Consider the following 12,671-nt stretch of genomic DNA (forward strand, 5'->3'; position numbering starts at 1 on the left):
TATCCCGAGCTCGCCGGCGGGCCCGTCCAGATCTCGCCACAATTTGACACTGTTCAAAATTCTGGTAGGATGTCGGTCGGTAACTTTACCGGCCGAGCTTTGTGGCATCGATTTAGAGGCAAGTAGATGATCAGACAACGTACACTGAAAGAAATAGTGAAAACAACTGGGGTGGGCCTTCACTCTGGTCGTAAGGTCACGTTAACTCTTCGCCCAGCTGCTGCAAACACTGGTATTATTTACCGTCGTACCGACGTAAACCCACCTGTGGACTTTCCAGCAGACCCAGAATCTGTACGCGACACCATGTTGTGTACCGCTCTGGTGAATGATGAAGGCATTCGCATCTCAACGGTTGAACACCTGAATGCGGCATTGGCGGGGATGGGGATCGACAACGTTATTGTTGAAGTGGATGCGCCTGAAATTCCAATTATGGATGGCAGTGCTAGCCCATTTGTATACCTGCTGCAACAAGCCGGCATCGAAACGTTGAACACTCCGAAACGTTTTATTCGTATTAAGAAACCGGTGCGTTTTGAAGATGGTGATAAGTGGGCAGAATTGCGCCCGCACAACGGCTTCAAAATGGATTTCGAAATCGAATTTAACCACCCAGCGATCGACGGCGATGAGCAACACTTAGTGTTTGATTTTTCTTCACAAGGTTTTGTGAAAGAAATCTCTCGTGCTCGTACCTTTGGTTTCATGCGTGATATTGAATACCTTCAGTCACAAAACCTGTGTCTGGGTGGTAGCTTCGACTGTGCCATCGTTTTGGATGACTACCGTATCCTGAACGAAGAAGGCCTACGCTTTGCCAACGAATTTGTGACGCATAAAGTTCTGGATGCAATTGGTGACCTATACATGTGTGGTCATGCGATTGTGGGTGAATTCTGTGCTTACAAATCAGGCCATGGTCTGAACAACCAGTTGCTGCGCGCAGTGCTGGCAGATCAAGAAGCTTGGGAATGGGCAACGTTTGAAGAAGAAGCTGGTTCGCCAGTGGCATTCGCAGAACCCAACATGGTTATCGCATAAGCGAACAGATTATTGAAAAAAGCCAGACTTCGGTCTGGCTTTTTTTATGTCACTTTTTCGCGAGTTTCGCGAGGTTCTCTAACCGCTGACGCACTTTGGGTGAGGCTCTATCGGCAATGGTCATCAACACTTGGGCGGCATGCTCTGTCAGGGGAGGGCGAGCTTTTGCCTCTTCCTGTTTTGCCGTTGAACGGGGTTGATGACGATAAAGATCCGGGTTGATCTTGATGTCAATGCTGATCAAACGACCGAATCCATGCGCGCGAAGCTGGTTGAGCAAGGATAGACGATCGTAATCGATCTTCATTTTGATCGCCGCGCTGGCTGCTTCCAAAACCAAATGACCGCCGCGAATATTGGCGGCGCGCACGTGCTGCTCGGTCCCTCGAGGGAGCAGGGTTTTGAGGAGCTGATTGAGCTGCAAAATTTCTTTGGCGTGTTCCTGCAGTTGACTGAGTCGTGATGACTCGATCAGCGCTTCGGTATTGGTGGGTCGGTGATCTCGCATAATGCTCATCGGCTGTGTGTCCTGACTCTATTCTATACACAAATCACGGCGACGAAAACGTTGATGGTGAGGCCTCGTGGGACGCAAAAGGCGGCCAATGATGCTTTTTTAATCGCTCAACATCCGGCGAAGCGCACAAAATGTTAAGCCGAATGCAAACAAACCGGATTGTTATTGGTTGTTCCATCAAAAATTCCTTAAACTAGGCGCCACTTAAATTCATTTAGTGCCTTGAAAATAAATATCACCATCACAATATCCCTAGATACATGACTTACCTCAGTATCCTTAGTTGAAATTAGGTAGAGACTTAAGGCAGTAAAAGTAGATCGGGAAGATCTAAGTAAAGAGAGATTCACAACAGATGATAACTAAGCTACTGACAAAAGTGATTGGCAGTCGCAATGACCGCACACTGCGCCGCTTGAGAAAGATTGTAAAAGAGATCAACAACTACGAGCCGGCATTTGAAGCGCTTTCTGACGAAGAACTGAAAGCCAAAACCGTTGAATTCCGTCAACGTATTGAGCAAGGCGAAACACTCGACCAACTTCTTCCAGAAGCCTTTGCCACTGTACGTGAAGCTTCGAAACGTGTGTTTGGTATGCGTCACTTCGACGTACAGCTGATCGGTGGTATGGTGCTAAACGCAGGCCAAATCGCGGAAATGCGTACGGGTGAAGGTAAAACCTTAACCGCAACTCTACCTGCTTATCTGAATGCACTGCCAGGTAAAGGGGTTCACATCGTCACGGTGAACGATTACTTGGCAAAACGCGACGCCGAAACGAACCGCGCGTTGTTTGAATTCTTGGGCATGACTGTGGGCGTGAACGTGCCAAACATGCCACCTCAAGAGAAAAAAGAAGCTTATCAAGCGGACATTCTGTACGGCACCAACAACGAATTTGGTTTCGATTACCTGCGCGACAACATGGCATTCCGCACAGAAGATCGGGTGCAACGCGCGCGTTTCTTTGCCGTGGTCGATGAAGTGGACTCGATCCTGATCGATGAGGCGCGTACGCCGCTGATCATTTCTGGCCCGGCGGAAGACAGTTCAGAGCTGTACACTCGCATCAATACTCTGATTCCACATCTGCAAAAACAAGACAAAGAAGATTCAGAAGAGTACCGCGGTGACGGTCACTACACCGTTGACGAAAAATCCAAGCAAGTTTACCTGACGGAAACGGGTCAGGAGTTCGTCGAAGAGCTGTTGGTGAAAAACGGTCTGATGGAGGAAGGCGATACACTGTATTCACCGACCAACATCAGCTTGCTGCACCATGTGAATGCCGCGCTGCGTGCACACGTGCTGTTTGAGAAAAACGTCGATTACATTGTGACGGATGATGGTGAAGTGGTCATCGTGGATGAACACACCGGCCGTACGATGCCGGGTCGTCGCTGGTCTGACGGTTTGCACCAAGCGGTGGAAGCCAAAGAAGGCGTGAAGATTCAAAACGAAAACCAAACGCTGGCATCGATCACCTTCCAGAACTACTTCCGTCTGTATGAAAAACTGTCTGGTATGACAGGGACAGCGGACACTGAAGCGTTTGAATTCCAGTCGATCTACGGCTTGGAAACGGTGGTGATTCCAACCAACAAACCGATGATTCGTAATGATATGCCGGATGTGGTTTACCGCACCGAAGCGGAGAAATTTGCGGCGATCATTGAAGACATCAAAGAGCGCGTGGTGAAAGGCCAACCAGTGCTGGTCGGTACGGTGTCGATTGAAAAATCGGAACTGCTGTCGAACGCCCTGAAACAAGCCAAGATCAAACACAACGTTCTGAACGCCAAATTCCACGAGAAAGAAGCGGAAATCGTTGCTGAAGCGGGTAAACCAGGTTCGGTGACCATCGCAACCAACATGGCGGGTCGTGGTACGGATATCGTGCTGGGTGGCAGCTGGCAGACGAAAGTCGAAGGCCTCGACAACCCAACGCAAGAGCAAATTGATGCGATCAAAGCGGAATGGCGTCAAGTGCACGATGCCGTTTTGGAATCTGGTGGTCTACACATCATTGGTACAGAGCGTCACGAATCACGTCGTATCGACAACCAGTTGCGTGGTCGTGCGGGTCGTCAGGGGGATGCGGGTTCTTCACGTTTCTACCTGTCGATGGAAGATACGCTGCTGCGCATCTTTACCTCTGATCGCATGGCGAGTCTGATCCAAAGCGGTATGGACGAAGGTGAAGCGATTGAAAGTAAGATGTTGTCACGTTCGATCGAAAAAGCGCAACGTAAAGTCGAAGGTCGTAACTTCGATATTCGTAAGCAACTGTTGGAATACGATGATGTGGCCAACGATCAACGTAAAGTGGTGTATGAGCTGCGTGATGAGTTGATGAGCGCAGAAAACATCAGCGACATGATTGAACAAAACCGCATTGACGTGCTGACAGCTGTGATGGATGAATACATTCCACCGCAATCGCTGGAAGACATGTGGGACATTCAGGGCTTGGAAGAGCGCCTGAAAAACGACTTCGATTTGCCGCTGCCAGTGCAAACTTGGCTCGATGAAGACGACAAACTTTACGAAGAAGCGCTGCGTGAACGCATTCTTGAGCAAGCGGTTACGGTCTACAAAGCGAAAGAAGAGGCGGTGGGTGAAACCGTCATGCGTAACTTTGAAAAATCGGTCATGCTGCAAACGCTGGATACGTTGTGGAAAGAGCACTTGGCGGCCATGGATCACCTGCGTCAAGGTATTCACTTGCGTGGTTACGCACAGAAGAACCCGAAACAGGAGTACAAGCGCGAGTCGTTTGAACTGTTTGAGGGCCTGTTGGAGTCGCTGAAAACTGACGTGATCACCATCCTGTCAAAAGTTCGCGTCCAACAACAAGAAGAAGTGGAGCGTATGGAAGCGCAGCGCCGTGCACAAGCGGAAGAAGCTGCTCGCCACGCGCAAGCGCAACACGCCAATGCCGACGGTTCACCTGAGCAAGACGACGCTCACCAGCCGATGGTGCGCGACGAGCGTAAAGTGGGTCGGAATGAACCGTGTCCATGTGGCAGCGGTAAGAAATACAAACAGTGTCACGGTAAGATCGATTGATCCCGTTACCTTGAGAGAAGAGTCGCCGCTGGCGGCTCTTTTTTTATCGCAAGTATCTGGACATTGTGTCGGCTTGCGATTAGAAACAAACAGATTTCAGTCAACAGGACCTAACTATGAAACGTATTCACATTGTGGCAGGCATTATTTTTAATCAGGACAAGTCGCAGATCTTCATCACCAAGCGTCCGGATAACCTGCATAAAGGTGGTTTCTGGGAATTTCCCGGTGGCAAAGTCGAAGCGGGCGAGTCGATTGAACAAGCGATGGCACGCGAGCTCGACGAAGAAATTGGCATTGAAGTGACACAACAAACGCCATTTCAACATCTGGAATACGATTACCCCGAGAAGTCGCTGACGTTCGACTTCATTTTAGTGACCGATTTCAACCATCAACCCTACGGACGTGAAGGTCAACAGGGCGAGTGGGTCAATATCGCAGATCTTGCGCACTACACCTTCCCCGAAGCCAATGTGCCGGTGCTAGAGCGCGTACTGAAAGAGTTCGCGTAAGTGCTAGCCACAGACCTTTATAGTTGGTAGTTTAAACACACAAGTTGGACACTCCGTGCGAGAGCACGTGCGAAAAGAAAATGGAGAAGACGCAATGGTAAGAATTGCGATTGCAGGTGCGGCGGGTCGAATGGGCCGTAATCTGGTTAAAGCTGCCCACCATCACCCTAAAGCGACCGTGGGTGCAGGCTCTGAGCGCCCCGAATCATCACTGGTTGGTGTTGATGTCGGTGAACTGTGTGGCGAAGGCCGTTTTGATGTCGCGCTGGTTGATAACCTAGAACAAGCGATTGATCAATTTGATGTCATCATCGATTTTACCGCCCCCGTCAGTACACTGGCGAACATCGAACTGTGTCAAAAACACGGTAAGAAACTGGTGATCGGTACCACGGGCTTCAGCGACGCCGAACGCGTGCTGATCGATGAAGCTGCGAAAACGATGCCAATCGTCATGGCGCCAAACTACAGCGTAGGCGTCAACTTGGTCTTTAAGCTACTCGAAAAAGCGGCCAAAGTGATGGGGGATTACTGCGACATCGAGATCGTCGAAGCGCACCACCGCCATAAAGTGGATGCGCCGTCAGGCACTGCCATTGGTATGGGAGAAGCCATCGCGCATGCGATGGGCAACAAGCTCAGCGACGTTGCGGTATACGCCCGTGAAGGCATCACCGGTGAACGGACGCGTGATGAGATTGGTTTTGCGACCATTCGTGCCGGTGACATTGTGGGCGAACACACCGCCATGTTTGCCGACATCGGTGAGCGCGTGGAGATCACCCACAAAGCCACTGACCGCATGACTTTTGCGAATGGTGCGGTCAAAGCCGCGATCTGGCTTGCCGAAAAACCGGCTGGGTTTTATACCATGACCGATGTCCTCGGACTTAATGAGCTCTAAATACATAATTATGCGCCGGGTAACTCCGGCGTTTCTATAAATCCCGTCCCAACCCCTCAAAAATCTATTCGTAAAATATCGCCATTTAATCCTGACTTTTGTTTGGTTTTCTCATCATTGGCTTGTGAATTGAAATGTAATCGATATTTTTTTAGTTTAATTTCTCAGATTATCGTTTGCCTGATTTTTAATAATGAATTTGTCTGGAAAAAATTTCCAAATTGACTGTTTTTTATTCGCGCATTCATAACTATCGTTTGAAAGTGCCTAAAACATGCAGTTTTAGTGCCTTTACGTGCTTTTTTAGTTGTAACCTACCAAAAAATAATTTTATTTTTGAACGAATGTTGACAGAAGTCACGGCGCTCATTAGAATACCGCCAATTTGTCTGAAACCCCCTAGAGCAAACTATAAACGCGAAAAGGAAGGCAAATTTGCAGTTTAATTTAATATTTTTGCATTTTTATTCTGGAGGTTGTCTTGAGTAAATCAGCACTGTTAGTCCTAGAAGATGGGACAGTGTTCCGCGGAGTGTCCATTGGTTCAGATGGTTCTTCCGTCGGTGAAGTCGTTTTTAATACCTCGATGACGGGGTACCAAGAAATCCTCACTGATCCTTCCTATTCCCAGCAAATCGTTACCCTGACTTATCCTCACATTGGCAATACCGGCACCAACGCCGAAGACGAAGAATCATCATCGATTCATGCTCAAGGCCTTGTGATTCGCGATCTTCCTCTTCTCGCTTCTAACTTCCGTAGTGAACGTTCTCTCTCCGATTACCTTCAATCACAAAACATTGTCGGCATTGCTGACATCGATACGCGTAAGCTCACTCGTATCCTGCGTGAAAAAGGTGCACAAAACGGCTGCATCATGGCCGGTGACAATCTGGACGAAGCGTTGGCGCTGGCGAAAGCGAAAGAATTCCCTGGTTTGAAAGGGATGGATTTGGCGAAAGTGGTAACGACCAAAGAAGCGTACGAATGGAAACAAGGTTCATGGACGCTGGAAGGCGGCCTGCCTGAAGTGAAAGACGAGAGCGAACTGCCATACCACGTGGTGGCTTACGACTTCGGTGCGAAGCGTAACATCCTGCGTATGCTGGTGGACCGCGGCTGTCGCCTGACGGTGGTTCCGGCTCAAACGTCTGCAGAAGACGTGTTGGCGATGAATCCGGATGGCATCTTCCTGTCAAACGGCCCGGGCGACCCAGAACCATGTACTTATGCGATTGAAGCGACCCAAACCTTCCTCGAGAAAAATATTCCGGTATTTGGTATCTGTCTTGGCCACCAAATTCTGGCGCTCGCTTCTGGCGCGAAGACGGTGAAAATGAAGTTTGGTCACCACGGTGCAAACCACCCAGTGAAAGACCTGGATCGTAATGTTGTGATGATTACCTCGCAAAACCACGGTTTTGCCGCAGATGAAGAGACGTTGCCAGAGAATCTGCGTGCGACGCACAAATCTCTGTTTGATGGCTCGCTGCAAGGGATTCACCGCACGGACAAACCGGCATTCAGCTTCCAGGGCCACCCTGAAGCAAGCCCGGGTCCACACGATGCGGCTCCACTATTCGACCACTTCATTGAACTGATTAAACAACACCGCGCTTAATTTGGAGTAGTAAACAATGCCAAAACGTACTGACATTAAAAGCATTCTTATCCTGGGTGCGGGTCCGATTGTTATCGGTCAGGCTTGTGAGTTTGACTACTCAGGCGCGCAAGCGTGTAAAGCGCTGCGTGAAGAGGGTTACCGCGTTATTCTGGTCAACTCAAACCCAGCGACCATCATGACTGACCCAGAAATGGCAGATGCGACTTACATCGAGCCTATTCATTGGGAAGTGGTCCGCAAGATCATCGAAAAAGAGCGTCCGGATGCCGTCCTGCCAACCATGGGCGGTCAGACAGCACTGAACTGTGCTCTGGCGCTGGAAAAACATGGCGTACTGGCTGAATTCGGTGTGGAAATGATCGGCGCAACCGCTGACGCGATTGATAAAGCAGAAGACCGTTCACGCTTTGATAAAGCAATGAAGTCGATTGGCTTGGCGTGTCCACGTGCAGATACAGCAAAAACCATGGAAGAAGCGTACCGCGTGCTAGATATGGTGGGTTTCCCTTGTATCATCCGTCCTTCCTTTACTATGGGCGGGACCGGCGGTGGTATCGCGTACAACAAAGAAGAATTTGAAGAAATCTGTCGCCGTGGTCTGGACTTATCACCAACCAACGAACTGCTGATTGACGAATCGCTGATCGGCTGGAAAGAGTACGAAATGGAAGTGGTTCGCGATAAAGCGGACAACTGTATCATCGTATGTGCGATTGAAAACTTTGACCCAATGGGTATCCACACCGGTGACTCGATCACCGTGGCGCCAGCTCAAACGCTGACGGACAAAGAATACCAACTGATGCGTAACGCGTCTCTTGCGGTTCTGCGTGAAATCGGCGTCGAAACCGGTGGTTCGAACGTGCAGTTCGGTATCAACCCGAAAGATGGCCGCATGGTGATCATCGAGATGAACCCACGTGTATCTCGCTCTTCGGCTCTGGCTTCTAAAGCAACGGGTTTCCCAATTGCCAAAGTGGCAGCGAAACTGGCGGTTGGCTTTACCCTTGATGAGCTGATGAATGACATCACGGGCGGTGCAACACCAGCATCATTCGAACCGACGATTGACTACGTTGTGACAAAGATTCCTCGCTTTAACTTCGAGAAATTTGCTGGCGCGAATAACCGCTTGACCACGCAAATGAAGTCAGTGGGTGAAGTGATGGCCATTGGTCGTAACCAACAAGAATCGCTGCAAAAAGCACTGCGCGGTTTGGAAGTGGGCGCGACCGGTTTTGACGAAATGGTGGATTTAGACGCACCAGATGCGCTGACCAAAATTCGTTACGAACTGAAAGAAGCTGGTGCAGAGCGTATTTGGTACATCGCGGATGCATTCCGTGCTGGGATGTCGATTGACGGCATCTTCAACCTCACCAACATCGACCGTTGGTTCCTGGTTCAAATTGAAGAACTGGTGAAAATGGAAGAGCAAGTGAAGCTGGGCGGTTTTGCAGGCTTGAACGAAAACGTATTGCGCGCCATGAAACGCAAAGGTTTCTCGGATGCTCGTCTGTCTAAACTGCTGGGCGTGTCTGAAAGCGAAATCCGCCGTCTGCGTGACCAGTTCAACATTCACCCAGTTTACAAACGTGTGGATACTTGTGCGGCAGAATTCTCTTCTGACACCGCGTACATGTACTCATCTTACGATGACGAGTGTGAAGCCAATCCAACCGATAAAGACAAAATCATGGTTCTGGGCGGTGGTCCAAACCGTATCGGTCAGGGTATCGAATTCGATTACTGCTGTGTACACGCGTCACTTGCACTGCGTGAAGATGGTTACGAAACCATCATGGTGAACTGTAACCCAGAAACCGTTTCGACCGACTACGACACGTCAGACCGTCTGTACTTCGAACCAGTGACTCTGGAAGATGTCCTGTCTATCGTGCGCGTTGAAAAGCCAAAAGGCGTCATCGTGCAATACGGCGGTCAGACGCCGCTGAAACTGGCGCGTGCGCTGGAAGCAGCCGGTGTGCCAATCATTGGGACCAGCCCTGATGCGATTGACCGTGCTGAAGACCGTGAGCGCTTCCAACAAGCGGTCGACCGTCTGGGTCTGCTACAGCCACAAAACGCGACCGTGACAGCGATTGAACAAGCGATTGAAAAGTCGCGTGAAATCGGCTTCCCGCTGGTGGTTCGTCCTTCATACGTACTGGGCGGTCGTGCGATGGAAATCGTTTATGACGAATCTGACCTGCGTCGTTACTTTAACGAAGCGGTGAGCGTATCGAACGAATCTCCGGTTCTGCTGGACCGTTTCCTAGATGACGCAACGGAAGTGGATGTGGATGCTATCTGTGACGGCGAACGCGTCGTGATTGGCGGCATCATGGAACACATCGAACAAGCAGGTGTTCACTCGGGTGACTCCGCCTGTTCGCTACCTGCTTACACGCTCAGTCAGGAAATTCAGGACAAGATGCGTGAGCAGGTTGAGAAACTGGCGATGGAATTGGGCGTTCGCGGCCTGATGAACACGCAGTTTGCGGTTAAAGACAACGAAGTGTATCTGATTGAAGTGAACCCTCGTGCTGCGCGTACCGTACCGTTTGTGTCGAAAGCGACTGGCGCGCCGCTGGCGAAAATCGCTGCGCGCGTGATGGCAGGTCAAACGCTAGAACAGCAAGGCTTTACCAAAGAAATCATTCCACCATACTACTCGGTTAAAGAAGTGGTGCTGCCATTCAACAAGTTCCCGGGTGTTGACCCGCTGCTTGGCCCTGAAATGCGCTCAACCGGTGAAGTGATGGGCGTGGGTGCCACATTTGCAGAAGCATACGCGAAAGCGGAACTGGGCTGTGGCAACGTCTACCCTGAAGGTGGCCGTGCACTGCTATCGGTTCGCGAAGGTGACAAAGAGCGTGTGGTTGACCTGGCTTCTAAACTGGTGAAACTGGGTTACAAACTGGATGCGACGCACGGCACCGCTGTGATTCTGGGCGAAGCGGGTATTAACCCACGTCTGGTGAACAAGGTACACGAAGGTCGTCCGCACATTCTTGACCGCATCAAGAACAACGAGTACACCTACATCGTCAACACGGCAGCTGGCCGTCAGGCGATTGAAGACTCGAAAGTTCTGCGCCGCGGCGCACTGGCTGAGAAAGTGAACTACACCACGACGCTGAACGCGGCGTTTGCAACCTGTATGTCGCATACTGCCGATGCAAAAGCGAGCGTGACGTCAGTACAAGAGCTGCACGCGCAAGTGAAAGCAAGTTTGGCGTAACACATTACGATCGGAAAGACTTCGGCTTATCTGACAACCTCATTGCCCGCTCAATTTGAGCGGGCTTTTTTATGCTCTGTTCTCAGCAGGCTGTGTTTGGCTCGGTTTACATCTTCTGCTGGCGTGAGCTGACGGCAGTTTTGAGCAGTTCCGCTAACGCCTGAATACAGGGATCGTGTTCGACCTTCGGATTTTTGACCGCATAGATGGAGGTGATACGGCGGTAAGATTCATGTTCAGTAATCGGGCGAAGGGTTTGATCGCTGAGTTGTTGTTGAATCTCACTGGCTGGCAGCCAGCCACATCCAAGCTTGTTGGTGATAGCGGCAACGGCTGAGGTGATCGAGGTAAAGTACCACGACTCCTGATAATGCGTTGGGCGTTCACCCTGCTGATGGTGTTTATCCACCACTTGTATGGTGGGGTAGTCTGCCAGCTTCATTGCGCGCAGCTCCTCGCGATAGGAAAAAATCGGATGGTCGCGGTGGGCAACCAGCATGACGGGCACGTCCAACATTTTCTCTTTCGGCAATGCAATATCTTGACTCAAACTGATGACGTACAACTCATCCTCTTGCTGATGGATGTGGACGATGCCTTCATCTCGAACGGTCTCTTTCAAGTGAATGTGCGTATGAGGAAACCGTTGATGGAACTGCTCAAAGGCGTCAAACAGGCAGGATTTGGGAAACAAACTATCCACCACCAAACTGATGACGGTACGTTCGCCGTTTTTCACCGCGACTGCTTTTTCCTCTAGCAGTTGCCAGTTGTCGAGCAGCACGCTTGCTTGCTCGAGCAGCACCTGACCCGATTGCGTTAACTCCAGTTTGCGTCCTTTGAGTTCCAACAGTGGAAATCCCAACTTGTCTTGCAATTGGTTGAGTTGATAGCTGACGGCGGGTTGGCTACGAAAATGCTGCTCAGCCGCCTTGGCAATGCTGCCGTGTTCGACGACGGCTCTCAGCAATGCCCATTGTTCTAGGTTGGTTTTAAACATATAAAATTATTGGATGGTTAATATCAAAATTACGCGTTTTTTAATAAAAAAATCATAGGTTATAGTGTCTGTGTTGACAAGATACAGGAGAAATTAAGATGTTTGATAAAAATGATTTGAGCGGCATCGTTGGTAAACACTTGGTGTACACTTATGACAATGGTTGGAATTACGAAGTTTACGTGAAAAACGAAACAACCATGGATTACCGTATCCACAGTGGTATCGTCGGCAATCGTTGGGTGAAATCACAACGCATCTATCTGGTGCAAGTGGCCCAAGATGTTTACAAAATTTCGTGGACAGAGCCAACCGGTACGGATGTGAGTTTGATCATCAACCTGGCTGACAACGTGTTCCACGGTACGATTTTCTTCCCACGTTGGATTATCAACGATCCGAAAAAAACCGTTTGTTTCCAAAACGATCACATTCCTCAAATGGAAGCGTACCGCGATGCCGGTCCAGCGTACCCAACTGAAGTGATCGACGAGTTCGCGACCATCACCTTCGTGCGTGATTGTGGCCGTGACAATGACGAGGTGATCAACTGTGCAGCCAGCGAGTTGCCAGCCGATTTCCCAAATAATCTGTAGTCCAACGTAAATTAAGTCCTTACGATCGACTGTCTGAACGAGCAAACCACCGCCGAGGTGGTTTGCTCTTTTTTATTGATGAATAATTGGAATGAATTGTTTTCTTTCAATTCACTGTTATCACCGCAAAGCCAATGCTAGTTTGTGTTTTTTAGTT

9 protein-coding genes are annotated in these 12,671 nt (G+C 49.8%); 7 read left to right on the forward strand and 2 right to left on the reverse strand.

The window, feature by feature from the left end:
• Positions 1-126 precede the first annotated feature (126 nt).
• Positions 127-1,044 (forward strand): UDP-3-O-acyl-N-acetylglucosamine deacetylase, encoded by a 918-nt coding sequence (gene lpxC, locus VFA_RS01100; protein ID WP_014205749.1) that lies wholly within the window; start codon positions 127-129, stop codon positions 1,042-1,044.
• A 49-nt stretch (positions 1,045-1,093) separates the two neighbouring features.
• Here the strand turns inward: lpxC and VFA_RS01105 are convergent, their stop codons facing one another.
• Positions 1,094-1,552, reverse strand: coding sequence for a DUF721 domain-containing protein (locus VFA_RS01105; RefSeq protein ID WP_038150650.1), 459 nt, complete (start codon positions 1,550-1,552; stop codon positions 1,094-1,096).
• Between the two features lie 364 nt (positions 1,553-1,916).
• On the opposite strand from VFA_RS01105, the gene secA reads away from it, so the two are divergent.
• The 5 genes from secA (at position 1,917) to carB (ending at position 10,918) form a co-directional block, all read left to right on the forward strand.
• The gene (secA, locus tag VFA_RS01110; RefSeq protein WP_004724113.1) at positions 1,917-4,631 is read left to right on the forward strand and encodes a preprotein translocase subunit SecA; all 2,715 of its coding nucleotides are present in this window, start codon (positions 1,917-1,919) and stop codon (positions 4,629-4,631) included.
• A gap of 116 nt (positions 4,632-4,747) precedes the next feature.
• The gene (gene mutT, locus VFA_RS01115; RefSeq protein WP_004724115.1) at positions 4,748-5,146 is read left to right on the forward strand and encodes an 8-oxo-dGTP diphosphatase MutT; all 399 of its coding nucleotides are present in this window, start codon (positions 4,748-4,750) and stop codon (positions 5,144-5,146) included.
• A 94-nt stretch (positions 5,147-5,240) separates the two neighbouring features.
• On the forward strand, positions 5,241-6,050 hold the full coding sequence (gene dapB, locus VFA_RS01120) for a 4-hydroxy-tetrahydrodipicolinate reductase (protein WP_004724117.1): 810 nt from the start codon (positions 5,241-5,243) through the stop codon (positions 6,048-6,050).
• Between the two features lie 481 nt (positions 6,051-6,531).
• Entirely contained in the window at positions 6,532-7,671 is a 1,140-nt protein-coding gene (carA, locus tag VFA_RS01125; protein ID WP_038150640.1) for a glutamine-hydrolyzing carbamoyl-phosphate synthase small subunit, read from the forward strand.
• Between the two features lie 16 nt (positions 7,672-7,687).
• The gene (carB, locus tag VFA_RS01130) at positions 7,688-10,918 is read left to right on the forward strand and encodes a carbamoyl-phosphate synthase large subunit (RefSeq protein WP_004724121.1); all 3,231 of its coding nucleotides are present in this window, start codon (positions 7,688-7,690) and stop codon (positions 10,916-10,918) included.
• A gap of 106 nt (positions 10,919-11,024) precedes the next feature.
• Here the strand turns inward: carB and VFA_RS01135 are convergent, their stop codons facing one another.
• Positions 11,025-11,918, reverse strand: coding sequence for a LysR family transcriptional regulator (locus tag VFA_RS01135; RefSeq protein WP_004724123.1), 894 nt, complete (start codon positions 11,916-11,918; stop codon positions 11,025-11,027).
• 98 nt (positions 11,919-12,016) lie between these two features.
• Between VFA_RS01135 and VFA_RS01140 the strand changes: the two genes are divergently transcribed.
• A complete protein-coding gene (locus tag VFA_RS01140) occupies positions 12,017-12,514 on the forward strand; it encodes a phenolic acid decarboxylase (RefSeq protein ID WP_004724125.1) in 498 nt (165 codons plus the stop codon).
• Positions 12,515-12,671 lie beyond the last annotated feature (157 nt).

The sequence above is a fragment of the Vibrio furnissii CIP 102972 genome (assembly GCF_000176175.1).
Classification (GTDB): domain Bacteria; phylum Pseudomonadota; class Gammaproteobacteria; order Enterobacterales; family Vibrionaceae; genus Vibrio; species Vibrio furnissii.

Excerpts from the sequence above, each read along its gene's own strand:
- lpxC (WP_014205749.1), top strand. The coding sequence starts at position 127 with ATGATCAGACAACGTACACTGAAAGAAATAGTGAAAACAACTGGGGTG.
- VFA_RS01105 (WP_038150650.1), bottom strand. The coding sequence starts at position 1,552 with ATGCGAGATCACCGACCCACCAATACCGAAGCGCTGATCGAGTCATCA.
- secA (WP_004724113.1), top strand. The coding sequence starts at position 1,917 with ATGATAACTAAGCTACTGACAAAAGTGATTGGCAGTCGCAATGACCGC.
- mutT (WP_004724115.1), top strand. The coding sequence starts at position 4,748 with ATGAAACGTATTCACATTGTGGCAGGCATTATTTTTAATCAGGACAAG.
- dapB (WP_004724117.1), top strand. The coding sequence starts at position 5,241 with ATGGTAAGAATTGCGATTGCAGGTGCGGCGGGTCGAATGGGCCGTAAT.
- carB (WP_004724121.1), top strand. The coding sequence starts at position 7,688 with ATGCCAAAACGTACTGACATTAAAAGCATTCTTATCCTGGGTGCGGGT.
- VFA_RS01135 (WP_004724123.1), bottom strand. The coding sequence starts at position 11,918 with ATGTTTAAAACCAACCTAGAACAATGGGCATTGCTGAGAGCCGTCGTC.
- VFA_RS01140 (WP_004724125.1), top strand. The coding sequence starts at position 12,017 with ATGTTTGATAAAAATGATTTGAGCGGCATCGTTGGTAAACACTTGGTG.